Origin of the sequence: Streptomyces nitrosporeus, from assembly GCF_008704555.1 — a bacterium.
Classification (GTDB): Bacteria; Actinomycetota; Actinomycetes; order Streptomycetales; family Streptomycetaceae; genus Streptomyces; species Streptomyces nitrosporeus.
This window is the reverse complement of record NZ_CP023702.1, coordinates 3,856,481-3,881,056: the sequence shown is the minus strand read 5'-3', so window position 1 is coordinate 3,881,056 and position 24,576 is coordinate 3,856,481. Positions and strand designations below refer to the sequence as shown.

21 protein-coding genes are annotated in these 24,576 nt (G+C 71.4%); 5 read left to right on the top strand and 16 right to left on the bottom strand.

Annotated features, from left to right (window positions below; translation table 11 throughout):
* Window positions 1–232: 232 nt before the first annotated feature.
* The 3 genes from CP967_RS17275 to pdhA are packed head-to-tail and all read right to left on the bottom strand — an operon-like array spanning window position 233 to window position 3,950.
* Entirely contained in the window at window positions 233–1,759 is a 1,527-nt protein-coding gene (locus tag CP967_RS17275; protein WP_150488829.1) for a dihydrolipoamide acetyltransferase family protein, read from the bottom strand.
* Entirely contained in the window at window positions 1,759–2,793 is a 1,035-nt protein-coding gene (locus CP967_RS17270) for an alpha-ketoacid dehydrogenase subunit beta (protein WP_150488828.1), read from the bottom strand. The genes CP967_RS17275 and CP967_RS17270 overlap by 1 nt, the downstream gene beginning before the upstream one ends.
* Window positions 2,790–3,950, bottom strand: a complete 1,161-nt coding sequence (pdhA, locus tag CP967_RS17265) for a pyruvate dehydrogenase (acetyl-transferring) E1 component subunit alpha (RefSeq protein WP_150488827.1) — start codon at window positions 3,948–3,950, stop codon at window positions 2,790–2,792. The genes CP967_RS17270 and pdhA overlap by 4 nt, the downstream gene beginning before the upstream one ends.
* Before the next feature lie 211 nt (window positions 3,951–4,161).
* On the opposite strand from pdhA, the gene CP967_RS35445 reads away from it, so the two are divergent.
* Window positions 4,162–4,683, top strand: a complete 522-nt coding sequence (locus tag CP967_RS35445) for an Lrp/AsnC family transcriptional regulator (protein ID WP_190175111.1) — start codon at window positions 4,162–4,164, stop codon at window positions 4,681–4,683.
* A gap of 56 nt (window positions 4,684–4,739) precedes the next feature.
* On the opposite strand, the gene CP967_RS17255 is transcribed toward CP967_RS35445, so the two are convergent.
* A complete protein-coding gene (locus CP967_RS17255; protein ID WP_150488826.1) occupies window positions 4,740–5,333 on the bottom strand; it encodes a TetR/AcrR family transcriptional regulator in 594 nt (197 codons plus the stop codon).
* Window positions 5,334–5,455: 122 nt separating this feature from the next.
* Here CP967_RS17255 and paaN point away from each other — a divergent pair, with 122 nt between their 5' ends.
* On the top strand, window positions 5,456–7,156 hold the full coding sequence (gene paaN / locus CP967_RS17250; protein WP_150488825.1) for a phenylacetic acid degradation protein PaaN: 1,701 nt from the start codon (window positions 5,456–5,458) through the stop codon (window positions 7,154–7,156).
* A gap of 419 nt (window positions 7,157–7,575) precedes the next feature.
* On the opposite strand, the gene CP967_RS17245 is transcribed toward paaN, so the two are convergent.
* The 7 genes from CP967_RS17245 to CP967_RS17215 all read right to left on the bottom strand — a co-directional run bounded on the left by CP967_RS17245 (window position 7,576) and on the right by CP967_RS17215 (window position 15,226).
* The gene (locus CP967_RS17245; RefSeq protein ID WP_150488824.1) at window positions 7,576–8,352 is read right to left on the bottom strand and encodes a TrmH family RNA methyltransferase; all 777 of its coding nucleotides are present in this window, start codon (window positions 8,350–8,352) and stop codon (window positions 7,576–7,578) included.
* Window positions 8,349–9,632 carry an HTTM domain-containing protein gene (locus CP967_RS17240; RefSeq protein ID WP_150488823.1) on the bottom strand — a complete coding sequence of 428 codons (1,284 nt, stop codon included), beginning with the start codon at window positions 9,630–9,632 and terminating at the stop codon, window positions 8,349–8,351. The genes CP967_RS17245 and CP967_RS17240 overlap by 4 nt, the downstream gene beginning before the upstream one ends.
* A complete protein-coding gene (locus CP967_RS17235; protein WP_150491900.1) occupies window positions 9,629–10,687 on the bottom strand; it encodes a DUF5819 family protein in 1,059 nt (352 codons plus the stop codon). Before CP967_RS17235 ends, CP967_RS17240 begins: the two co-directional genes overlap by 4 nt.
* Window positions 10,688–10,922: 235 nt before the next feature.
* A complete protein-coding gene (locus CP967_RS17230; protein ID WP_150488822.1) occupies window positions 10,923–11,267 on the bottom strand; it encodes a rhodanese-like domain-containing protein in 345 nt (114 codons plus the stop codon).
* Between the two features lie 46 nt (window positions 11,268–11,313).
* Entirely contained in the window at window positions 11,314–12,300 is a 987-nt protein-coding gene (locus CP967_RS17225; protein WP_150488821.1) for a J domain-containing protein, read from the bottom strand.
* Between the two features lie 58 nt (window positions 12,301–12,358).
* Window positions 12,359–13,816 (bottom strand): DUF2252 domain-containing protein, encoded by a 1,458-nt coding sequence (locus tag CP967_RS17220; RefSeq protein WP_150488820.1) that lies wholly within the window; start codon window positions 13,814–13,816, stop codon window positions 12,359–12,361.
* A gap of 213 nt (window positions 13,817–14,029) precedes the next feature.
* On the bottom strand, window positions 14,030–15,226 hold the full coding sequence (locus CP967_RS17215; RefSeq protein WP_229888413.1) for an ABC-2 transporter permease: 1,197 nt from the start codon (window positions 15,224–15,226) through the stop codon (window positions 14,030–14,032).
* 83 nt (window positions 15,227–15,309) lie between these two features.
* Here CP967_RS17215 and CP967_RS17210 point away from each other — a divergent pair, with 83 nt between their 5' ends.
* Window positions 15,310–15,765 carry a MarR family winged helix-turn-helix transcriptional regulator gene (locus CP967_RS17210; protein ID WP_150488819.1) on the top strand — a complete coding sequence of 152 codons (456 nt, stop codon included), beginning with the start codon at window positions 15,310–15,312 and terminating at the stop codon, window positions 15,763–15,765.
* Window positions 15,766–16,011: 246 nt separating this feature from the next.
* On the opposite strand, the gene CP967_RS17205 is transcribed toward CP967_RS17210, so the two are convergent.
* The gene (locus tag CP967_RS17205; RefSeq protein ID WP_150488818.1) at window positions 16,012–17,379 is read right to left on the bottom strand and encodes an MFS transporter; all 1,368 of its coding nucleotides are present in this window, start codon (window positions 17,377–17,379) and stop codon (window positions 16,012–16,014) included.
* 38 nt (window positions 17,380–17,417) lie between these two features.
* Window positions 17,418–18,002 carry a cysteine hydrolase family protein gene (locus CP967_RS17200; protein ID WP_167535396.1) on the bottom strand — a complete coding sequence of 195 codons (585 nt, stop codon included), beginning with the start codon at window positions 18,000–18,002 and terminating at the stop codon, window positions 17,418–17,420.
* A gap of 242 nt (window positions 18,003–18,244) precedes the next feature.
* On the opposite strand from CP967_RS17200, the gene CP967_RS17195 reads away from it, so the two are divergent.
* Window positions 18,245–20,242: an FAD/NAD(P)-binding protein gene (locus CP967_RS17195; RefSeq protein ID WP_167535395.1), complete on the top strand. Its 1,998-nt coding sequence runs from the start codon at window positions 18,245–18,247 to the stop codon at window positions 20,240–20,242.
* Here CP967_RS17195 and CP967_RS17190 read toward each other — a convergent pair.
* From CP967_RS17190 to leuC, 3 genes are all read right to left on the bottom strand, one after another.
* Window positions 20,128–21,174: a LysR family transcriptional regulator gene (locus CP967_RS17190; protein WP_150488815.1), complete on the bottom strand. Its 1,047-nt coding sequence runs from the start codon at window positions 21,172–21,174 to the stop codon at window positions 20,128–20,130. The two genes, CP967_RS17195 and CP967_RS17190, sit on opposite strands and share 115 nt — an antisense overlap.
* A gap of 134 nt (window positions 21,175–21,308) precedes the next feature.
* Window positions 21,309–21,899, bottom strand: coding sequence for a 3-isopropylmalate dehydratase small subunit (gene leuD / locus CP967_RS17185; RefSeq protein WP_150488814.1), 591 nt, complete (start codon window positions 21,897–21,899; stop codon window positions 21,309–21,311).
* A gap of 19 nt (window positions 21,900–21,918) precedes the next feature.
* Window positions 21,919–23,319 (bottom strand): 3-isopropylmalate dehydratase large subunit, encoded by a 1,401-nt coding sequence (gene leuC / locus CP967_RS17180; RefSeq protein WP_150488813.1) that lies wholly within the window; start codon window positions 23,317–23,319, stop codon window positions 21,919–21,921.
* A 325-nt stretch (window positions 23,320–23,644) separates the two neighbouring features.
* On the opposite strand from leuC, the gene CP967_RS34315 reads away from it, so the two are divergent.
* The gene (locus CP967_RS34315; RefSeq protein WP_190175112.1) at window positions 23,645–24,433 is read left to right on the top strand and encodes a response regulator transcription factor; all 789 of its coding nucleotides are present in this window, start codon (window positions 23,645–23,647) and stop codon (window positions 24,431–24,433) included.
* Window positions 24,434–24,576: the final 143 nt, after the last annotated feature.

Genomic DNA, 24,576 nt, shown 5'->3' with positions numbered 1-24,576 from the left:
GGCAACACCTCATCCGTCCCGGCTCCTGAGACGGAACAGCAGCCGCGCCGTCCCCGGCCGGGGCCCGGGCCACCGGCGCCCGGAGCCACCACCGGCTGACGCCCCCGCGGCGACCGCTGCGGGCGGCCCGCTCCCGGGCCCGCGCCGACCACAAGCCACAAGCCTGCAGCCGTCAGTCACCAGTCACCAGTCACCAGTCACCAGTCACCAGTCACCAGTCACCAGTCACCAGTCACAGCGTGCGCAGAAGCAGTGCCGGCTGTTCCACGCAGTCCGCCACGTACCGGAGGAAGCCCCCTGCCGTGGCTCCGTCACAGACCCGATGATCGAAGGTGAGGGACAACTGCACGACCTGACGTACCGCCAGCTCTCCTTCGTGCACCCAGGGCTTGGCGACGATCCGGCCCACTCCGAGCATGGCCGCCTCCGGATGGTTGATGATCGGTGTCGAGCCGTCGACACCGAACACCCCGTAGTTGTTCAGTGTGAAGGTCCCACCGGTGAGCTGGGCCGGAGTCAGCTTGCCGGTCCGGGCCGCCTCGGTCAGACGCCCGATCTCCGCACCGATCGACTCCGTGTTGCGGGAATGCGCGTCACGCACGACGGGGACCATCAGACCGCGCTCCGTCTGTGCGGCGAAGCCCAGGTGGACGGCGGGCAGCCGCACGACTTCCCGGGCCTCGGTGTCCACGGCCGAGTTGAGCTCGGGGAACCGGGACAGCGCAGCTGTGCAGATACGGGCCAGCAGGGCGAGCACCGAGACCTTGGGCGCCGAACCGCCGTCGGCCGTGGCGTTCATCGCGGCTCTCGCCGCCATCAGTTCGGTGGCGTCGGCGTCCACCCAGCACGTGGCGTCCGGGATCTCACGGCGGCTGCGGGACAGCTTGTCGGCGACCGCGCCCCGGACTCCCCTCAGCGCGATCCGCTCGCCCTCCGGCGCTGCCTGGACCGGCTGGGCAACCGGGCCCGGACGGCCCCCTACGGCCGGGCCGCCGAGGGGCGGGGCCGAGGCGGCCACGCTCTCCGCGTCCTCTTCCAGACCCTTGATCGCGGACTCGACATCCGCACGCAGGATCAGGCCCTCACGCCCCGAACCGGTGATCTGCCGGAGGTCGAGGCCGTGCCGGCGTGCCAGCTTGCGCACCAGCGGGGAGATCACCGCCACGGGTCCTTCCCACTCCTCGGCCACGGCGGAGTCCGTGGCCCCGGCCCGGGCGGGTACCTGCCCCGGCCGGCCCGGGGCGGGGGTCGGTGCGGACGTCTGAGCGGTTGCCGCGTACACGGAGGGCCTGACACGGCGCCGGCGTGCGGCGGGCGCACCCGTTCCGTATCCCACCAGCACGTTCCCCGAGGTCTCCCCCGCGGTTTCCCCGGCGGTTTCCCCGGATTCCGGGGTTTCCTCCCGTCGTACGGTGGCGCCGCGTTCCGCGGCCGGGCCGCCGTCTGACCGGGCGGCCCGGCCCTGCCCCTCGGGGGGGCGATCCGTATCCGCGTCGTCCGGCGCCGTGGAGGGCGAACCGACCGCGACCGTCAGCAAAGGCGCGCCGACAGGGAGTTCGGAACCCTCCTCACCGAATCGTGCCGTCACCACACCCCCGTACGGGCAGGGCACCTCCACCATCGCCTTAGCCGTCTCGACCTCGACGACCGGCTGGTCGATGGTGACGACATCGCCGACCTCCACCAGCCACCGCACGATCTCGGCCTCGGTGAGCCCTTCTCCGAGGTCCGGCAGCTTGAACTCGAGCACCCGGGCCATCAGCTCCCCGCCTCCCACTGAAGACGCGCCACCGCGTCCAGCACCCTGTCCACGCCCGGCAGATGGTGCTTCTCCTGCATCGGTGGCGGATACGGGATGTCGAAGCCCGCCACACGCAGCACCGGCGCCTCCAGATGGTGGAAGCACCGCTCGGTGACCCGGGCAGCGATCTCACCGCCGGGGCCGCCGAAACCCGAGGACTCGTGAACGACCACCGCGCGCCCCGTGCGCCGGACCGACGCGGTGACGGTCTCGTCGTCGAAAGGCACGAGCGACCTCAGGTCGACGACCTCCAGGTCCCAGCCCTCGGCCGTGGCCGCCTCCGCGGCCTCCAGGCAGACCGGCAGGGACGGCCCGTACGTGATCAGGGTGGCGCTGCGCCCGGGGCGCCTGACGGCGGCCCGTCCTATCGGCTCGACCGGGGCAGGCTCCTCAGGTGACCAATCCGACTTGGACCAGTACAACCTCTTCGGCTCCAGGAAGACCACCGGGTCGTCCGAGGCGATCGACGCCCGCAGCAGACCGTAGGCGTCCTCGACGGTGGCGGGTGTGACGACATGCAGGCCGGGCGTCGCCATGTAGTACGCCTCCGAGGAGTCACTGTGGTGCTCCACCCCGCCGATCCCCCCGCCGTACGGCACCCGGACGGTGATGGGCAGGGGCATGGCCCCCCCGGTCCGGTTCCGCATCTTGGCGACATGGCTGGCCAGCTGCTCGAACGCCGGGTAGGCGAACGCGTCGAACTGCATCTCCACCACGGGCCGCAGGCCGTACATCGCCATGCCCACCGCTGCGCCCAGGATGCCCGCCTCGGCCAGTGGGGTGTCCGTGCAGCGGTCGTCTCCGAACTCCTTCGCCAGACCGTCGGTGACCCGGAAGACGCCACCCAGCGTGCCCACGTCCTCACCCAGGACGTGCACCGTCGGGTCCTCGGCCATGGAGTCGCGCAGGGCCCGGCCGAGGGCCTGGGCCATGGTCGCCGGCCGGGGCCGGGCCGTCCGTCCGCCGGCCGTCGCCGCCGCCATGGTCGTCATCGTGCGTCCTCCGCTCCGCCGCCGTGCGGTTCCTGCCCGGCCTCCAGCTCGTCCCTCAACATGGCCGCCTGTTCACGCAGCTGCCCGGTCTGCTCCTCGAACACATGGGAGAACAGGTCCATCGGGTCCAGCACCGGATCCGCGTTCATCTGGTCCCGCAGACCGGCCGCCATCCGCTCCGCCGCCTCCCGCACCGTGCCGACGGCCTCCTCGTCCAGCAGCCCGCGCCCGGTCAGCTCCCGCTCCAGGAGCAGGATCGGGTCGTGCTCCCGCCAGACCTCCACCTCGGCGTCGCCGCGGTACCGCGTGGCGTCGTCCGCGTTGGTGTGCGCGTCCATCCGGTACGTCACCGCCTCGACCAGCGTCGGCCCCTCACCACGTCTGGCGCGGGCCACCGCTTCGGCGAGCACCTCGTGGACCGCGGCCGCGTCGTTGCCGTCGACCAGCCGGCCCGGCATGCCGTATCCCACGGCCTTGTGGGCCAGGGACGGCGCCGCGGTCTGCTTGGCCAGCGGGACGGAGATGGCGAAGCCGTTGTTCTGGACCAGGAAGACGACCGGGGCCCGCCAGACGGCCGCGAAATTCAGCGCCTCGTGGAAATCTCCCTCGCTCGTCCCGCCGTCCCCGACCATGGCGAGCGCCACCACGTCGTCCCCCTTCAGCCGGGCCGCGTGAGCCAGGCCCACCGCGTGCGGCAGCTGGGTGGCCAGCGGGGTGCAGAGCGGTGCGATGCGGTGCTCACGCGGGTCGTACCCGGTGTGCCGGTCGCCCCGGAGCAGTGTCAGCGCCTCCACCGGGTCCAGGCCCCGTGCCACGGCGGCGAGCGTGTCGCGGTAACTGGGGAAGAGCCAGTCCCGCTCCTCCAGCACGAGTGCGGCCGCCACCTCGCACGCCTCCTGGCCCGTGCTGGACGGGTACACCGCGAGCCTGCCCTGCTTGGTCAGGGCGGTGGCCTGTGCGTTGTACCGCCTGCCGCGCACCAGCTCGGCATACAGCCTGAGCAGCAGCTCCGGGTCGGCGTCCGCGGCGGCGTCCGTACCGAGCACACGGTACGGCTCGGGGTCCGGGAGCAGCGGCGCGGGATCGGTGAGCGGCTTCCAGGCCGGGGGCGGCGTAGGCCGGTGGGCGGGTGCGCCGGGCAGCTCTTGGACCGTCATGACAAGCACCTCCTGGCATCGGGATGGATCGAGGGGTGTCGAAGATCCGCAGAAATGTCGGGGAGCGGAACGGGCACGGTGTGGCGCGCCTCACCTACCGATTGTTCGGTCGCCGGTGCATTTTGGCTACAGGCGCCTCCAGCCTGTGGACAAACGGATATCCACAGCCTGGGATGGAGGCAGGTCGTCCACAACAGGGAGGCAGCGGCGGATGGCAGCTGAACAAATGGCCGACAGGAGCGGGGCTCCCGGCACCGTCCCGCCGGCGCGGCCCCTGGATTCCACCGACCGCGCCATCCTCCGGATCCTCCAGACGGACGGCCGCGCCTCGATACGGGCGGTCGCCGAGCGCGTCCACGTGTCACGGGCCAACGCGTACGCCCGGATCAACCGGCTCGTGGAGGACGGGGTGATCCGCGGCTTCGGCGCCCGGGTGGACCACGAGAGAGCGGGGCAGGGCGCCTCCGCCTACATCACGCTCAAGATCGTCCAGAACTCCTGGCGCACCGTGCGCGAACAGCTCCAGGCCCTGCCGGGCGCCACACACATCGCCCTGGTCAGCGGCGACTTCGACGTGCTGCTCCTGGTCCACACCCCTGACAACCAGGCACTGCGCGAACTGGTCCTGACCAAAATCCAGGCCATGCCCGAGGTTCTCTCCACCCGCACCCTGCTGGTGTTCGAGGAGACGGATCTGGGCCCGCGCCCGGATCTCCCCCCCGAACTCGTCTGAGACCGCGCGGCACGGGACCCGGACGCCCTCCACCCCCGCGGAGGGCTCCGGAGGTGTCAGCGGCCGGCCCGCATCCCCTCGAAGGCGAGCCGGACGACGGTGTCGGCGAGCTGGTCCCGCTCCACGGAGCCCTCCGGCTGCGGGCGGTACCACTCGACGAGCGAGTTCACCATCCCGAAGAGCAGCCGGGTCGCCGTACGTATGTCCACATCGGCCCGGAGGTCGCCGTCCGCCACGGCCGCCTCCAGCAGCCGGGACACCTGCTGGTCGAACTCCCGGCGCCGCTCCAGCGCCCAGCGTTCGGTGCCGGTGTTCCCGCGGACCCGGAGCAGCAGGGTGACGTAGGGCAGCTCGTTCATCAGCACCTCGACGGTGCGCCGCGTGACGTGCTCGACGCGGCGGACGGCCCGGCCGTCCTGGGCGCCCGGCTCGTCGAGGATGGCGAACAGCCCGTCCAGCGCCCTGCTGACCGCGCGGCGCAGCAGCTCCTCCTTGCCCGTCACATGGTGGTAGATCGACGACTTGGAAATACCTGCCGCCTGGGAAAGGTGCTCCATGGACGTGCCGTCGTAGCCGCGCTCGTTGAAGACGTCGACGGCGACGGCGAGAAGCGTCTCCGGTGTGTACGTGTCCCGTTTGGCCGTGGTCATGCCGTGATCCTGCCCCATGAGTTGTCCACAGGTCTTCCGGGCCCCCTTGCCCCGACCGACCGTTCGGTTACTCTAGCTCCGTCCGCACTTCCCTGCCCGGCTCGACGAGGAGTTGGTCCGTCATGGCCGCCGTGCTTCCGCCCGAGAAGCTCTCCGAGACCCACCGCCCGACGCTCGACCGGGCCCTCGACGCGATCCGCTCCCGCGCCTACTGGTCCCCTCATCCCGAGCACCCGAAGGCCTACGGCGAGGACGGTGTGCCCGGCAGTCTCGGTCCGGCGGAGGGCAAGGCGGCCTTCGACGCCGTGCTGAACACCCGCTTCGATCTCGGCCAGCCGGGCACGGACGGCTGGGTGGGCGGCGAGACGTCTCCTTACGGGCCGAAGCTGGGCGTCGAGTACCCGCACGTGGACCCGGACGTACTGCTCGCGGCGATGCGTTCCGGCATGGGTGCCTGGCGGGCCGCGGGGCCACAGACCAGGGCCCTGGTCTGCCTGGAGATCATCGCCCGGATCAACGCCCGCACCCATGAGCTGGCCCACGCCGTCATGCACACCAGCGGGCAGGCCTTCGTGATGGCGTTCCAGGCCGGTGGACCTCACGCGCAGGACCGCGGTCTGGAGGCGGTGGCGTACGCCTACGAGGAGCAGACCCGCACCCCGTCGGCCGCGGACTGGGCGAAGCCCCAGGGCAAGCGCGATCCGCTCCGGCTGCACAAGTCGTTCACGGCTGCCGGACGCGGGATCTCGCTGCTGATCGGCTGCAACACCTTCCCCACGTGGAACGGCTACCCCGGTCTGTTCGCCTCACTGGCGACCGGTAACCCGGTCCTGGTCAAACCGCACCCCGGGGCGGTGCTGCCGCTCGCGCTGACCGTCCGGCTGGCGCGCGAGGTCCTGGCCGAGGCCGGGTTCGACCCGAACCTCGTCGCCCTGGCGGCGGAGAACCCGGGGGAGGGAATCGCCAAGTCGCTGGCCCTTCGCCCCGAGGTCAAGATCATCGACTACACCGGTTCCAGTTCCTTCGGCGACTGGCTGGAGGCCAACGCCAGGCAGGCCCAGGTCTACACGGAGAAGGCCGGCGTCAACACGGTCGTCGTGGACTCCACCGACGACTACCGCGGCATGCTCTCCAACCTGGCCTTCTCGCTCTCGCTCTACAGCGGCCAGATGTGCACGACCCCGCAGAACCTGCTCATTCCCAGGGATGGCATCGCGACCGAGTCCGGCACCAAGTCCTTCGACGAGGTGGCCGCCGATCTGGCGGAGGCCGTCGGCAAACTGCTCGGTGACGACGCCCGGGCCAACGGACTGCTCGGCGCGCTGGTGAACCCGGACGTCAAGGCCCGCCTCGAAGCGGCCCCGGAACTGGGCGAGGTCGCACTCGCCTCCCGTGCGGTGGCCAATCCCGAATTCCCCGACGCCGTCGTGCGTACGCCGGTCATCGTCAAGCTGGACGGTTCCGGGCCCGCCGACGGGGCGGCCTTCCTCTCGGAGTGCTTCGGCCCGGTCTCGTTCGCGGTCGCCGTCGACTCGACCGCCGCCGCCCTGGACCTGCTCCGGCGCACCGTACGGGAGAAGGGTGCGATGACGGTCGGCGCGTACACCACCTCCCCGGAGGTGGAGAGCGCCGTCGAGGAGGTCTGCTTCGACGAGTCCGCGCAGCTCTCGCTGAATCTCACGGGTGGGGTGTTCGTCAACCAGACGGCCGCGTTCTCCGACTTCCACGGATCCGGCGGCAACCCGGCTGCCAACGCGGCCCTGTGCGACGGAGCGTTCGTCGCCAACCGGTTCCGGATGATCGAGGTCCGCAGACAGGCCTGAGGCCGGTGGGGCCCACCGGCTGGGGGGCCATCGGCGGGGCGGGGGCCATCGGCGGGGCTCCACCGCACAGTCCACCGGACGGGGCCCCACCGCACAGGGCTCCGCCTCCCAAGGCTCCACCGCGCAGGGCTCCGCCGGACAGGGCCCCGCCGGTCGGGCAGGTCCGGTCGGCCGGGCAGGTCCGGTCGGCCGGGCGGGTCCGGTCGCCGGCCGAGGGCCTGGCGGCAGGCCGAGACCCCTGCGGCGCCGATCAGCTGCCCCGCGGGTCCGGCCCGCTCCCCTGTAGCCCGGTGCGCTGCCACGCGACACGGTGAGCTGTCCTGCGGCACGGTGAGCTGTCCCGTATCCCGGCCCAGCTGTCCCGCAACCCGACCAGCTGCCCCGTATCCCGCACCCCGGCCAGCTGTCCCGCAGCTCGGTCAGCTGCCCTGCGAGGCCGGGATGTCCGCGTACCGCTGCACCCACGCGTGCATCGCGATAGCCGCCGCGGCCCCCGCGTTGATGGACCGGGTCGAACCGAACTGCGCGATCGAGCAGACCATCGAGGCGTGTGCACGCGCCTCCTCCGTCAGCCCCGGCCCCTCCTGACCGAAGAGCAGCACACAGCGCCGCGGCAGCACCGTCCGCTCCAGCGGCACCGCACCGGGAAGATTGTCGATCCCGATGATCGGCAGGTCCTCGGCAGCGGCCCACGCGGTCAGATCGGCGGTGTCCGGGTGGTGTCTCACATGCTGGTAGCGGTCGGTGACCATGGCCCCGCGCCGGTTCCAACGGCGCCTTCCGACAATGTGGATCTCCTTGGCGAGGAAGGCGTTCGCGGTCCGCACCACCGAGCCGATGTTGAAGTCGTGCCCCCAGTTCTCCACCGCCACGTGGAAGTCGTGGCGCCGCAGATCCAGGTCGGCGACGATCGCCTCACGCGTCCAGTAGCGGTAGCCGTCGCCCACATTGCGCCGGTCGCCTCCGGCGAGCAGCTCCGGATCGTAACGCTCGTCCTCGGGCCAGGGCAGCGGATGCGGGCCGACGCCGATCTCGGTGCCGTATCCGGCGTCGTACTGGATCGGTTCCGTCATCTCCGCCGGTACCGTCCGATCCGCCGGTTCCGCCAGCTCCGCCGGTACCGCCCGGTCCGTCAGCTCCGTCGGTGTTCCTGCCGCCCCGGGGGGCTCTTCTGTACTGCGGGTCTCGCTGGTCACTCCACGAGCGTATGGCCAGAGCCGCCCCCGTGGCGCGGGGCGTCCCCCTCCAGGCTCTCCGGAGCGGCCGGACCGGCCGGGCTGCGGGGACCGGGCAGTGCGGCGCCGGCCTTCGGCCGCCCCAAGAGCCTGTGCCGACCGCGCGAGACCTTGTCCCCCAGCCAGACCAGGAAGACCGTCGGCAGGAAGACCGCGTCCACGGAGATCATCGCCATCGAGAAGAACGGCAGCCCCAGCAGGACCGCGATCCCGGCGTGCTCACCGATCATGAGGACGAGCAGGACGTTCTTGGCCTTGCGGTTGAGCAGCGTGAACGGGAAGGCGACCTGCACGATGACGGTGACGTAGGTCAGGGCCAGGACGATCAGCGCACTGGAGGCGAGCAGGTCCGAAACCCCCTGCCAGGGGGTGAAGTAGTCCAGCTTCAACGGGTAGTAGAGCGCGGTGCCGTCCTGCCAGAGGGAGCCCTGGATCTTGTACCAGCCGGCGGTCGCGTAGATCAGGCACACCTCGGCCATGATCACGAAGAGCGCGCCGTGGTGGGCGATGTTGGCCAGGACGTCCAGGAGCGTACGGACCTCGTGCCCTGGCCCCAGGCGGTTGACGGCCCACCAGATGCCGTTGCCCAGCCACAGGACCCACAGCAGGGCCGGCAGCCACCAGGTCCCGCCGAAGCCGCCCACCACAGTGGCCGGCAGCAGGACACAGCCGAGCAGGGCCCACAGGACGGGTCCCGTGATGTCCGGAACCGGAGCCCGGCCCTCGGCCTCGTGTGCGGCCTTCCTGGCCTCCCGGCGCGCGTCCAGGGACCAGACCCGTGCGCACCGGGTCAGCAGCAGGTAGATCGCCATCAGGTGGATGACGTTGTCGCCGCCGTCACCCATGAAGATGCTGCGGTTCTGCAGCGAGAGCACACCGATCATGAAGAGGACGGCCGTCGCACGGGTACGCCAGCCGACCAGCAGGAGTGCCGACGCCACCAGCGTGAGGACGTAGACGGTCTCGAACCAGAGGGAACTGTCCGACCACATCAGTGCGGTGAATGCCTCGTTGCCCGAGATCAGCCGGCGCGCCATGTCCCAGCGCCAGGGGCTGTCGGGGCCGTACAGCTCGTGCCGGTGGGGAAGCTCGCGCAGCAGGAACAGCAGGTACGTGGCCGAGACGCCGATCCGGAGCACCGCGCTCTGGTACGTGCCCATGGGACCGGTGGTGACGCGCTGGACGGCGTGGGCGAAAGTGCGGCGTCGGACGTGTGCCGCCGCCGGAGGGGGTGTGCTCACTTCTCTTCCTCCGTCCCGGACGCCGTCCGGTCCCCGGCCCGGCCACCGGGAAGGTCGGCCGCGGTGACCGTCCACCACGGGAGCTCCCGGTAGGTCGGCTCGGTGCTGACCTTCGTGTCGCTCCAGGACGGCGAGCCCACCGGGCTCACGGCGGACCGGATCTGGATGCGTTCGACCGTGCCCCCGTTGTCGAGGCCGGAGAGGCGCAGCATCACGATGCGGCGGATGTACTGCTCGGACAGTTCCCCGCGCAGCCCGTTGGGGCGGTTCTCCTCGTCATGGGAACCGGTGTAGAAGTCCCAGGCGCGGCGCAGTTCGTTCTGATGGACGTGGCTGGGGAGGGGGTTCCCGCGTATCGCTTCCCCGTCCATGCCCGAGAGGTTCGTCCAGCCGGTGGTGGTGCGCCCGTCCCGGCCCACGACCTCGGCCCGTACGTGCACGGCGATGTTCTGCTGCAACGGGTTGGGGGCGAACAGTTTCCAGTTCTGCTCGAACTCCGGGTAGATCCATTTGTCGACCGCTTCGCCGTGCTGCTTCGTCAGGGTGTTGGACGGGGCGACGTGCAGGAAGACCATGGCCAGCTGTACGCAGGCCAGCAGCCCGACCACGGTCAGGACCATGGCCGCGACGACCTGGTACGGGAGGGACAGCGCGGCCAGCCCCCCTTCCGTACGGCGGCCGGACGGCACCGGCGGCCAGGAGGACGCGGATGGTCCCGGTATCGCGGAGGGCGCGGACACGGACGGTGCGGGACCGGACGGCACGGGCCCGGACGGACCGGGCCCGGACGGACCGGAGCCCGCCGCAGAACCCCCGAGGCCCTTCGGACCTGCGTCTTCCCTACCGGTGTGCTCCGTGCCGGTGTCCTCCAGGCCGACGGCCTCCGGTTCGGTGTCCTCCGCGCCGGTGCCGGAGGTTTCCGCAGGCGGGGCCTCCGCGCCCGGGGCGCCGTCACCACTGGCGGGGGGCGGGCTCCCGAGGGCCGGAGGGGCCTTCACCTCGGGCCAGGGGGCCTTCTTCCGGTCTCCGGCGTCCCCGCCGCGATCCGCGTCCATCCCGCCCCGCCCACCGTCGTCCACCGGCCAGTCGTCCACAAGGCTGACACCTTACGGGTCCCCGAACCGCCGCAGAATCCCCGCTGCCCGCCCCGGCCCCGCGCATTTCGGCCCGGGCACCGCCCACGGCGGCACAGAGTCACTGCGTACGGCGGCAGGGCGGCACGGCCCCGGCCCGCCACGGTGCCGAGGAGTGCCCGGGGAAGCCGAGAAGTGCCCAGGGGAAGGGAGGGGGTCAGAGGACGAAGGCCGGGTTCCCGTCCTCGGCGACCATGGGGCGACCGGCGCCGTCCCACGCGAGCATGCCCCCCTCGATGTTCACCGCGTCGATCCCCTGCTGCACCAGGTACTGCGTGACCTGCGCGGACCGGCCTCCGACCCGGCACATCACATGCACCCGGCGCCCGTCGTCGGCCGCCTCGGTCAGCTCCCCGAAGCGGCTCACGAAGTCACTCATCGGGATGTGCAGCGCACCCTCGACATGTCCGGCCGCCCACTCGTCGGCTTCCCGGACGTCCAGCACGAAACCGTCCGACGGCACGTCTGCGACGCCTACCGAGGGCATCGGGACGAAATTCATAGGTCATGCCTTCTCTCGTATGTACACGCCTGGGTCACCGGGAACGCTACTGCACCAGGCCCGCCAGCTCGGCCTCCCGCTGCGCCACCTCGGCCAGCAGCTTCTCGCCGATCTCATCGAGCAGGGTGTCGGGGTCGTCGGGTGCCATCCGGAGCATCGAACCGATCGCGCTCCCCTCCAGTTCCTGGGCGAGGACCGTGAGCAGTTCCTTGCGCCGGCTCAGCCACTCCAGCCGCGCGTAGAGCTCCTCGCTCTCGCTGAGCCGCAGTTCGGGCACCTCGGGCCCGGCCGCCCACTCGGCGGCCAGTTCCCTGAGCAGACCGACGTCACCACGCCCGTAGGCCGCGTTGACCCGGGCGATGAACTCGTCCCGGCGCGTCCGCTCCTTCTCGTCAGGCGCCAGGTCCGGGTGGGCCTTGCGGGCGAGCTCCCGGTAGAGCTTGCGCGCCTCCTCCCCCGGCCTGACCCGCTTGGGCGGACGGACCGGCTGCTCGGTGAGCATGGCCGCCGCCTCGGGCGAGAGGCCGTCGGAGTCCATCCAGTCGTGGAAGAGCTCGTCGACGCCGGGCATCGGCATGACGATCGCGCGGGCCTCCTGCGCCTTGCGCAGATCGTCCGGGTCCCCGCTCCGCGCGGCCCGCGCCTCCGCGATCTGCGCGTCCAGCTCGTCCAGGCGCGCGTACACCGGGCCGAGCTTCTGGTGGTGCAGCCTGCTGAAGTTCTCGACCTCGACCCGGAAGGTCTCCACCGCGATCTCGAACTCGATCAGAGCCTGCTCCGCCGCACGCACAGCCCTGGCGAGCCGGTCCTCGGGCCGTGCCGCGGCCTGCTCACCGCCCTCCCCGCCGAGCCGCTGTCCACCGGCCTGCTGCTGCTCGGCGCCGCCCTCCTCTGTCTGGAGGGGCCGCTGCGGCGCGCCCTGCGGGTCCTGGGCCTGGGCGGTCCGGTCCTGGCTGTCCCGGGCTCGGGCGTCCAGGTCCTGCCGGTCTTCGTCGTTCCGGGTGGTCGGCACCCCGGCGGCTTCGTGGGTCACCCGTCCAGCGTATGGCCACCGCCCCGTGCCCGGAGCACGCGCGGCGGTGCTCAGGGCGTCATATCCCGAGCTCGGCGGCTATCCGGCCCGCGCCGACGGCACGCACCAGCGCACCGTGGTCGGCTTCCGTGCGGTCCGCGTACGCCACGGCGAAGGCGGCGACCGCCTCGTCGAGTTCGTCGCTCTTGCCGCAGTAACCGGCGAGCAGCCGCGGGTCGGCGCTGTGCGCGTGCGCCCGGGCCAGCAGCGCGCCGGTCATCCGCCCGTAGTCGTCGACCTGGTCGGCGGCGAGCGCCCCCGGGTCCACGCTGCCCTTGCGGTTCCTGAACTGGCGTACCTGGTACGGCCGGCCGTCCACCTCGGTCCAGCCCAGCAGGATGTCGCTGACCACCTGCATCCGCTTCTGGCCCAGGACCACCCGGCGCCCCTCGTGCTCCGCTCCGGGCACGCCGAAGCCGACGCGTGGCAGATGGGGGGCGAGCACGGAGCGGCGGGCCTCCTTCACCTGGAGCACCAGCGGTTCGCCCCGGTGGTCGAGCAGGAGCACCACATAGGACCGGGTCCCCACGCTCCCCGTACCGACCACGCGGAAGGCCACGTCGTGTATCGCGTACCGGGCCAGCAGGGGGACGCGGTCCGGGGAGACGGTCGTGAGATAGCCCTCCAGTGCCGCCGCCACCGCGGCGGCCTCCTCGTCCGGCACCCGGCGCAGCACCGGTGACGCGTCCACGAAGCGGCGTCCGCCGTCCTCGGACGCCTCCGTCGACCTCGCGGCGAAGCGGGCGCTGGTGTTGTTGCGGGCCTTGGCCGAGACGCGCTCCAGCGTGCCCAGCAGGTCCCGGGCGTCGGTGTGCGAGACGAGTTCCTCGTCCGCGATGGCGTTCCACGCGTCGAGCGCGGGCAGCCGGGCGAGCAGCCGCATCGTGCGCCGGTAGGCGCCCACCGCGTCGTACGCGCCCCGCCGGCAGGTGTCCTCGTCGGCGCCCGCCTCGCGGCCGGCGAGCACGAGCGAGGTGGCCAGTCTCTTGAGGTCCCACTCCCACGGGCCGAAGACGGTTTCGTCGAAGTCGTTCAGATCGATGACGAGGCCGCCCCGGGCGTCGCCGTACAGACCGAAGTTGGCGGCGTGGGCGTCGCCGCAGAGCTGGGCGCCCACGCCGGTGACCGGGGTGCCCGTCAGGTCGTGGGCCATGAGGCCGGCCGACCCGCGGAGGAAGGCGAACGGGGTCGCCACCATGCGCCCCACCCGGATCGGTGCCAGCCCGGGCACCCTCCCCCGGTTGGACTCCTCGACCGCCTGTACGGCGTCGGGGCGGTCCGCCGGCAGGACCAGGCCGCTGTGCCGGGCGCGCGGCACCGTACGGCGCAGTGCCTTGCCCGCCGTCTTGGGGGAGTGGTCCGCGCCGGCTTCCGCGGCCCGGCCGCCCGGGCAGTGGGCGAACCCGGGCACCACCGGTATACGCGGACCTCCCCTCACCGTCCGCCGCACCGTCACCGTCGCATCGGTCCCGCTCATGGAGCCACGCCTCCCCCGCCCTTGTCCCCCGTGCCGTCCGGCGACGACCGTACAACCGCCGCACGCGTGCCGTCTGCCCCTGTGGACAACGGCAGCACCTGTGGAAACCGCTCCGGCCGGCCGCGGCCGCCGCCTTCCGCCGGCCCGGGCGGCCTGCCCCGCCGGGGCCACCCCGTCGGGGCCACCCCGCCGGGGATTGGCGGAGCAGGGCCGTCAGACTCCGACGGCCTCTTCCATCTCCTCCTCGTCGGCCTCCGCGCCGTGCCTCGGCGCGGAAGAACCCGTCGCGGAAGAACCCGTCGCGGAGGAACCGGGGCCCGTCGCAGAAGGACCCGCCTCGGAGGGACCGGGATCCGTCGCGGAGGAACCGGTGCCCACGGGGGAGGCGCCCGCCGGCGGTACGGCCGGCGCCCCGGCCGCAGCGCGTCGCCGGCGGCTCTCGGTGAGGCCGGCCACCCCCACGGCAACCAGTCCCGCAACGAACCACAGCGCCAGCACCAGGACATGGCGTCCCAGTCCGTGGCCGCCGAAGTACACATGGCTGCGCAGTCCCTCGACGAAGCCCGCACCGTTCCAGAAGGCGTGCAGGGAGCCGAAGAAGCCGGGCTGGACCTCCGGCCGGAAGATACCGCCGGAACTGGTGAAGTTGAGCATGACGAACAGCACCATCACGCCGAGCGTGGTCCACCGCTTGAGGAAGGTGTGCAGCCCGACGCCGATCAGCAGGATCCCCGCCGAATACAGCCAGGCCATCCCCCACAGCCCGCCCAGCCCGTGGTCCACGAGCCCGAACACCGGCCCGGCGAACGCCACACCGATCAGGCTCACCACGAGTGAGGCGCCGACCGCCAGCGCGGCCCTGATCCGCATCGCCAGCACCGCGCCGGCGCCTCCGATCACCGCGACCGACGCGTAGGAGCCGATGCTGACGGCCACCAGCAGGAAGAAGATGCCCTGCCCGGTCGGGTCGCCGTCCGCCGTCGGTGCCACGTCGGTCACCTCCAGGGGCGCCCCCTGCCCGGCGGCGACCTCCGTGAACACCTTCTGCACCACGGTCGCGCTCGTGTCGGAAGAGGCGGTGGCCACCAGCAGCTCGGGGCTGTCCCCGGGTATGTAGGCGCCGTAGGTGTGCTGGGTCATCAGGTGGTTCACCGCTGTGTCGCGGTCCGCTACCGTACGCACACTCAACGCACCGTCACCCTTGTCCTGCAAGGTCTGTGCGAGCACCTGGGCGGAGGCACCGGATCCGACGACGTCCACCCTCAGGTCGTGCGGCTCCGGAGCGTGAAAGGCACCCAGGTAGGCGAGCCCCATTCCGATGCACATCAGCAACGGCGTAACGAGATGGCCGAGCACATGACGCAGCGCTCCGGCGGTCGAGCCGGGGGCCGTCCTCGGGCTTGCGGACACAGTGCGCCCTCCTTCAATAGTTGTCTTTTACAACTCCATATTCGTTGTAGCATACATCTAACTTTTCGAGAAAAGGTGATCCTGTGACAGGCACCCCCCGGGACCGCGAGGACTCGCTGGACGTCATCCAGCGCGAACTGACCGCCTTCGCCCGGCGCGCCCGTGCCACGGCGGCACGGCTCCACCCGGATCTGCCCCTGGTCCCCTACACGCTGCTCGCGCACATCGAGTACCAGAAGGGCTGCCGCGCCGCCGACCTGGCCGCGCACTACATGCTCGACAAGTCGACGGTCAGCAGGCAGGTGGCGGCCCTGGAGAAGCTGGGCCTGGTCGAACGCCACCCGGACCCGGACGACCACCGCATCCAGGTGCTGCACCCCACCGCCACCGGCTCCCGGGCCCTGGCCTCCACACAGGCCAGCCGTCGTGCCGCGTACCGGGAACGCCTCGGCGCCTGGACGGCCGACGATCTCGCGCGGTTCGCCGAGTACCTGCTGCGCTACAACTCGTCCGGCGGGGACACCGCTCCCCGCCACTGACCCGGAACCGCCGGGACTCCCCGCCCGTGGCCCCGGCACCGCCGCCGGACTCCCCGTCCGGCGGCCGGCCACCGGGCCGCCCCGTCACGGGCGCCCCCTCCGCCGGGCGCGTCCGCGAACTCCCCGGTCCGACCGGCCCGGTCCTTCGGCATCAGCAGATGACCGGTGCCCGGTCCGCCACCGGAGTACGGCAGCCCCGACGGAAGGACTCGTGAACGGCCGGGACCGTTTCCCGCCCCCCGCGGATCACTTCCGGCCCGGCGTGCCCCGGGCCCCACGCCTCGCGCGGTTTCGGGCCACCATCCAGCACAGGCCCAGCAGCGCGGCCACGCAGATGAAGGCCGCGGCCGTGATGAAGGTCAGCGCTGTGCGGTGCAGACCCCAGGTCCCCGAGATCCCCCCGGCCGCGACGGCGGGGACCGACATCGAGAGGTACGCCACGACATAGACCGCGGCCAGCAACTCGCTGCGCCGGGCCGGCTCCGCGAGGGCGGCCAGCGCGCGGAAGGCACCGAGGAAGGCGGTGCCCCAGCCGAAGCCGAGGGCCGCGGTGCCGAGGAAGAACAGGACGGCATGACTCGTGGTGAGAGCGGCGTGAACCAGCGCCAGACCGACGAGCAGGGCCACCACGCCGGTCCCCGCCAACCTCAGCGGTGGAAGCCCGCCGAGCCAGAGCTGGCCGACGGTGGCCACCCCCGCGAAGAGCGCGACGACCAGCCCGCCGGTCAGCAGGCTCCCGGTGTGCAGGATCTGCAAGGCGATCGAAGGACCGAGCGACAGATACAGGCCGCACACCGCCCAGACCGCGATCAGGGCCAGGGAAAGCAGGGCGAAGGGGCGGCGGGCCGCGGCCGGCACCGAGATCCGGGAGGGCCGGATCCGCAGCCCCCGGCCCTGATCCCGGCCCTGATCCCGGCCCTGGTGGCCCCGGTCCTGGCCGGGCGCGGTCTCCGGCATCGCGAGTACGCCGACGAAGGCCAGCAGGAAGGCGGCGAGGAGCAGCGCGTAGGTCAGCACGGTCGGCGCGGGAGCGAACTGGACGAGCAGCCCCGCGACCAGGGCACCGGCCGCGATGCCACCGGTCGGGCCCGCGCTGTTGAGCAGGGTGCCCCGTGAGGGTGCCGCCGGCGGTGAGAGCTCTATCAGCGCGGCGCTGGTGGCGCCGGTGGCCAGGCCGACGGCCAGCCCCTGCACCGCGCGTGCGGCGAGCAGCCACAGCAGGTTCCGCGCGCCGATGAACAGGGCCATGCTCACCACCTCGCCCACCAACGAGGCGAGCAGGACGCGGCGCCGCCCCAGGGTGTCCGAGAGCGAGCCGAAGAGCAGCAGGGCGACGAGGACCGCCACGGCGTAGATACCGAAGACGACCGTGAGGGCGGTGCCGGAGAAGTGCCAGCGCTGCTGGTAGAGGACGTACATCGGCGAGGGTGCCGACGAGGAGAGCAGCAGCAGGATGAGGATGACGCCGACCAGCCAGAACGCCTGGCCGCGGGAGAGCCGGCCCAGCCGCCGGCCCGGCCCGGTCCGGCCCTGGTCCGGTGCGGCCCGCTCCGGAGCGGGCCGTGGCGGCCCGAGCCCGGGGAACCTCGTTCGAATCGTCCGGCCGACGCTCATCTCTCGACTCCGTCCCTCTGCGTACCGCGGGTGGTGGGTCAGGCGGGAAGGGCTTCGTCGACCGAGGTGATCCGGGCGGTGCGGGCGATCACCTTGAGGGCGGTTTCATGTGCTTCCCGGCTGTCCGCCGCGGCGGCGTCCGCGAGCACCTCGACGTGGTAGTCGCGGTCGTGTCCCTCGCGCGCGGTGGACAGGATCACCAGGTCCGTGGTGACACCGGTCAGCAGCAGGGTGTTGACGCCCAGATTGCGCAGGAGCAGGTCGAGATGCGTGCCGAAGAACGGGCTGACACGACGCTTCTCGATGACCGGCTCGCCGTCGGCCGGCTTGAGTTCGTCGTGCACCTGCGTGCCCCAGGTGCCCAGGACGACCCGGTCGTCGTCACGCGCGGAGGCGAACAGCTCCGAGCTCGCGGGCCAGTCGGCATAGCCGGGGGAGAAACCGACGACGACGTAGATGACCGGGACGCCGTCACGCCGGGCTCTGTCGATCGCGGTGGCAGCCCGGCCGAGGACACCGCGCTCGGCGACCTGCTCGCAGAAGCCGTCTGCGGAGTATTTCCCTTCGGGGTGGACGAGTTCATTTATCAGGTCGAGTACGAGAAGGGCCGGTCGGCGTCCCATTGAAGTCTCCTGGACCATCAGCTTGCTTTCCTTGGCGAACGATTCGGCAGCCTAACCCCGCCTCACACCGGATGTAAACAACAATTAGCAGCACGGGCCGACACATCAATAACCCTCATGCAATACATGAACTAACCACCGTTGAATGTCGGCTGACGCCCGCTTAAGGTCGGTCATCAGGGATTGCAGTTACGTCCCGCCCGGTAATTCCGGGTGGATGACGAATGTTTAGGGGGAGAACGGTGGAGTACCGTGTGGGCTCGTCCGCGCCGGGAGCCGCAGTGGCCCGGGGCCTGCTGGACGCCGTCGGCGTACACCGCATCGCGGTTGTCGGCAGCGGGCCGCGCGGCCTGAGTGTGATCGAACGGCTCGGCGCCCGGCTGGCCGCGGAGCCGCGGACGGCAAAAGCACGGCCCGTGGAGATCTATCTGATAGATCCGGTCGAGGTGGGCTGCGGCCGGGTCTGGCGCAGCGACCAGCCCGAGTGGTTCATGATGAACACGGTCGCCGACGAGATCTCCGCCTTCTCCGGGACGCCGGACGACGGCCCGCACCGGGCCGGGGCCGGCCCCTCCTTCGGCGAGTGGTGGCGGGCGACCGACGCCGACCACCCGGGCCCCAACAGCTACGCGCCGCGCGCCGTCTACGGCCGCTACATGCGTTTCGTGCTCAGCGCGGTCCGCGGCGGACTGCCCGCCGGCGTCAACCTGCACGAGTTGCGCCTGTCGGTCGAGGACCTGACCCGTACCGGCGACGGCTACCAGCTGCGGCTCTCGGACGGATCGCGGCTCTCCGTGGACAGGGTGGTCCTCACCACCGGCCACGCCAGGCCCGGCCCGTCGGGCGAGCAGCGCGAGCTGGCACAGTTCGCGTCGGACCGGCCGGGACTCCGTTACATCCAGGGGGATTCGGCGGCCGACATGGATCTGGACAACGTCTCGTCCGCGTCCACGGTCGGCATCCTCGGTCTCGGCCTGTCCTTCTACGACGTGATGGCGGCCTTCACCCTCGGCCGTGGCGGGACCTTCAAGGAGGATGCCGAGGGCCGGCTGACGTATCTGCCGAGCGGCGCGGAGCCCATGCTGGTGGCGGGTTCCCGCAGCGGCATGCCGTTGCCCGCACGGGGTCGCAACCAGAAATCGGCCACCGACCCCTACCGCCCACTGCTGTTCACGGTGGAGCACGTCCGGCACAGGACCCCGGGGAAGTCCCCGGACGGCCCTGTCGACTTCCGGGCGGACGTCTGGCCGTGGCTGCACGCCGAGATGAACCTGGTGTACTACGGCACCGAGATCCGGCACCGCCACGGCGCCGGCCGGGAGGCCGAGTTCAAGGCCGGACTGGCCGTCCCGGCCGGCTCGCCGGTGCCCGACGTGGCCGCGGCCGCCCAGCGGTACGGCGTGCGGGATCTCCCGCCGCTCGACCTCGACCGGCTGGCCCGCCCCTTCGCCGGCCGGACGTACGACGACCACGCGGCCTTCGAGTGCGACCTGCTCGAAGTGCTCCGCCGCGACCTGGTGGAGGCGGCGCGCGGCAATGTCGAGTCACCGCTCAAGGCCGCGCTCGACGTGCTGCGCGACACCCGCGGCGTCATCCGTGAGTTCGTCGACTACTCCGGACTCGAGCCGGGCTCGCACCGTGATGACTTCCTCGGCTGGTACGTCCCCCGCAGCTCTTTCCTGGCCGCCGGTCCGCCGCCGGTCCGGCTGGCCCAGGCCGCCGCCCTGATCAGAGCAGGGGTGCTGCGGATCGTCGGCCCCGGCACCCGTTTCGTACCGGACCCGGCGAGTGGCCGGTTCCGTACCCGTTCGCCGCAGGTCGCCGGTTCCGAGGTGACCGTGGACACCGTCCTGGACGCGCGGATCCCGCCCCCCGACCTGCGCAGGGACCCGTCCCCGCTGACCCGGCGGCTGCGTGAGCAGGGGATCTGGACCAGTTATGTCAACGGCACCGGCGATCAGGCGTTCGACACCGGCGGAGTGGCCGTGACCAGGTCTCCGTACCACCCGGTCACCACCGGCCGAACGGCCGACACCGGGCTGTACGTGCTGGGTATTCCGACCGAGCACACCCGCTGGTTCATGCAGGCGGGCAGCAGCAGGCCGGGGATCTGGAGCGACTTCGTCTACGACGCGGACGCCATCGCCGGGCACGCGCTGGAACGGGACGGCGCCGTGCGGACGCCGGCACCCGGTCCGGCCGGGACACTCCCCGGGTCCCCCTGCCTCCAGGGGTTCTGAGGCGCGGCCCGGCCGCCCGCGTCGGCACCCCGGCCCCGTTCGGAGGAGCGGGACCAGACGCCGTCGCGGGCCAGCGACCGGGCCGTGGCGACGAATGCCTCGGCGGCCGGGGTGCAGCGGGCCGCGGTGCGGACGCCGATACCGAGACGGCGGGTCAGCGAAGGCGCGAAGGGGATCACCCGCAGCTGCGGATGGGGCAGTACGGACGGCAGGGCGAGGGCCGGCACGACCGTGATCCCGAGGCCCTCGGCGACCATGGACAGCAGGCTGTTGACGTCATGGGCGCGGTACGCGATGCGCGGTTCGCGGCCGATGACCCGGAAGACCGTGCGGAGCATCGTCTCCACACCGCTGACGGGCATGACGAACGACTCGTCGGCCAGTTCCTCCATGCCCAGGGCGCGCCGCCCGGCCAGCGCGTGCTCCGGCGGCAGTACGGCGTACATCTCGTCCTGCAGCAGGGGGACGGTGCTGAGGTTCTCCTTCGGCAGAGCCACCACGCCGACGTCGATCGTGTACCCGCCGAGCCATTCGGCGATCTCCTGGTCGGTCCCCTCGTGCAGTTCGATCCCGATGTCCGGCCAGGAAGCGCAGAACTCGGTCAGCAGCCGGGGCAGCAGGCTGGCGGCGAAGCTCTGGCTGGTGCCGATCCTGAGCGTGCCGGACCGGTGGGAGCGCAGGGCCTCGGCCTCCTGCCGTATCTGTTCCGCGCCGTGCACGACGGTACGCGCGTGTTCGAGAACGCGCTGCCCGATCTCGGTGAATTCGACACCGCTGCGGCTGCGTTTCATCAGGGAAACCCCGAGGTTCTTCTCAAGGCTCGATATCGCATGGCTCACGGCCGACTGGCTGATGGACAGGGCCTTCGCGGCAAGCGTGAAACTTCCGGTGTCGGCAATGGCGACAAAGGCCGTGCACTGAGAAATCTTCATGTCTTTTCCCTTCCTTCGTACGCATGCGCCGAGAACGGCTCCCCTCGCTTCGCGGGGAGCCGTTCTCGGTGGGACGGGGGGTGCGGGAGGCCGTGGCGCGGGGCGGTCAGCGGGTCACGGGCAGCGCGGGGCGGTCAGCGGGTCACGGGCAGCGCGGGGCGGCGGCCTCCTTCGTACGCGGTGATGGCGTCGGCGGACTCGGCCAGCGTGTCGGCGATCGGGTCCCGGCCGGCGAGGAGCCGCTGCCGGGCGGCCTCGTCGAGTTCGAAGGGCTGGACGAGGCCGCCGCAGCGGACCTCCAGGAGCTCCAGGTCGACGGTCACCTCGGTGAAGGGGTCCCGCTCGACCGCCTCCCACAGCCTCTCGACCACGGCGGCCGGGACGGCGACCGTGAGCAGGCCGCGCATCAGGGAGTTACCGCGGAAGATGTCACCGAACCGGGGTGCTATGACGGCCTTGAAACCGAACCGTTCGAGGGCCCAGACCGCGGACTCCCGGGAGGACCCGGTGGCGAAGTCGTTACCGGCGAGCAGCACCGTCGCGCCTTGGTACTGCGGCAGGTTCAGGGGGAACGCGGGGTCGTCGCGCCAGTCCGCGAAGAGGGCGTTGGCGTGGCCCTTCCAGCTGAAGTAGGGGACGAACCGGGCCGGGATGATCTGGTCGGTGTCGACGTTGCTGCGGCGCAGCGGCATCGCCGTACCGGTGTGAACGGTGAACTTGTCCATGGGTGCGGTTCCTTGAGCCTCAGAGGTCTGCGGGGGCAGCGAGCCGGCCGGCGACGGCCGTGGCGGCCGCGACCGCCGGCGAGACGATGTGGGTACGCGAGCCCTTTCCCTGCCGGCCCTCGAAGTTGCGGTTGCTGGTGGAGGCGGCGCGCTGGCCCGGCAGCAGCCGGTCCTCGTTGAGGGCGGCGCACATCGAGCAGCCGGCGGCGGGCCGGAAGTCGGCACCGGCCTCGGCGAACACCCGGTCGAGGCCCTCGGCGACGGCCTGCTCCCGCACCGGCGTCGAGCCGGGCACGATCATCATGTGGAGGCCGTCGGCCACCTTGCGCCCTTCGAGCACCTCGGCCGCGGCACGCAGGTCCTCGATGCGGCCGTTGGTGCAGGAGCCGAGGAAGACGGCGTCGATGGGGAGTTCCCGCATCCCCGTGCCCGGTTCGAGGTCCATGTAAGCCAGTGCCCGTTCCGCCGCGACCCGCTCCTGCGGGTCGCTGAAGTCGGCCGGAGCGGGCACCACGGCGTCCAGGGGGATGGACTGGCCCGGGTTGTTGCCCCAGGAGACATAGGGGGTGAGGGTGGAGGCGTCGATGACGACCTCCTTGTCGTACACCGCGTCCTCGTCGCTTCGCAGTGACTTCCAGTGGGCGACCTCGGCCTCCCAGTCGGCGCCCTGCGGCATGCCGGGGCGGGTCCTGAGGTAGGCGAAGGTCGTCTCGTCCGGGGCGATCAGCCCGGCGCGCGAGCCGGCCTCGACCGACATGTTGCACAGCGTCATCCGGCCCTCCATCGAGAGGGCTGTCACGGCGGCACCCCGGTATTCGATGATGTGGCCCACGCCGCCGCCCGTACCGATCCTCGCGATGATCGCGAGCACCAGGTCCTTGGCCGTGACGCCGGGCGGCAGTTCACCGGTGACGGTGACGGCCATGTCCTTGGGCCGGGCCATCGGCAGGGTCTGGGTGGCCAGGACGTGCTCCACCTGCTTGGTGCCGATGCCGAAGGCGACCGCTCCGAAGGCACCGAGCGTGGTGGTGTGGGAGTCGCAGCAGACGATGGTCATCCCAGGCCGCACCAGGCCGAGTTCGGGCCCGATGACATGCACGATGCCCTGGCCCGCGGAGCCCAGGCGGTGCAGCGGAATGCCGAACTCCTCGCAGTTCGCCCGCATCAACGTGGTCTGGCGGCGGCCGGCCGGATCCTGGATCACCTTGTCGATGGCGACGGTGGGCGTGTTGTGGTCCTCGGTACCCACCGTGAGATCGGGCCTCCGGACGGCACGGCCGGCGGCCCGCAGGTCGTCGAACGCCTGGGGCGTGTTCACCTCGTGCAGCAGATGCATATCGACGTAGAGGAGATCGCCGCCGTCATCGCCGTGTCGTACGACATGGGCATCCCACGTCTTCTGCGCCAATGTCGAACCCATGGAACCTTTAACTCCTTGTGAATATCTTCGTTCAGTTCTCGTACCAGGCATAAAACGCCGACGAACATCCCTCACGCGGGCCGGCTCTCACCGCATGGCCGGGCACCACCCCCCGGGGCACCGCCTTGTCCCGAAATGGCCGAGATCCAGCTACCGCCCAGTATCCGAGACCACTAAAGGGTCCATTTCAAGCCACACTCACCCATCCACCTGTCCGAAATGCCGGGAGTTCCAGGATCTTTCAATCTGTAGCGTTTGTCTCATCCGGAGGAGCATCGGGAAGCGGACATGTATCGTTTCGGTCATCAACGAGGAGGGGGGCCTCATGGAAACTCACATATTCGAGGACGACTGGTTCACGAACGGCAGGGTGGCGGATCCGGAAGCTCGCATTCTGCTTGCGGACCAGGACCCGATTTCCCGGCATGTACTGGGCGGTGTGGTGCACCGGGCCGACCGGCTGCAGCTGGTCGCCAGCGTCGACATCAGGCAACCGCTCAAGGACTGGCCGCTCGACCAGGTCGATGTCGCCGTGCTCGGCATGGGCTACAACTGCGAACCGGCCAGTACGGTCCGGGAACTGGCCGCCTGCGGGATCGAGGTCCTGCTGATCGGTGTCGGCTGGACGAAGGCCAAGCTGGATGCCGTGCTGCAGGCCGGCGCGAAGGGATGCCTGATGAAGGACACCCGGATCGGCGGCCTGGCGGCGGCTGCCCGGGCGGTCGCCTCCGGTCATGTGGTCCTCTCGCCCGAACTGCAGGTGCTGTACCGGTCCCCGGCCGAGCGCCGGCCCGTGGCGCAGCCCGTCCGGACCGCCCCGGGACCTCACGACGACTCCCTCCAGCGGCTGCTGAGCGCGCTCACCGACCGGGAGCGCGAGGTCCTCGACCTGCTGACCGACGGTCTGTCGACCGTCGAGGTGGCGGACCGCCTGCGGGTCTCCTCGGCGACCGTCAAGAGCCACATCTCGCACACCCTCACCAAGCTGGGCGTACGCAACCGCCTCGAAGCCGTTCTGCTGACACGTGGCACCACCGCGCCCGCACCGCACGGCCCCGCACGCCCCGACGGGAACGCACGGGTCCGGCGGGAGGTGGCCCGCAGCTACCCCTAGGGCGTGTTTCGAAAGTAGCGCCGTCCGCCCGGAGGGCGGGCCCGGCGGCGTCTGGTGCGTGCGATCGCAAGGCGGAGGGTCACCCCGATACTGGTTGTATCGGGGTGATCCCGACAACGCGGCGAGCGTGCGTGCCAGACGCC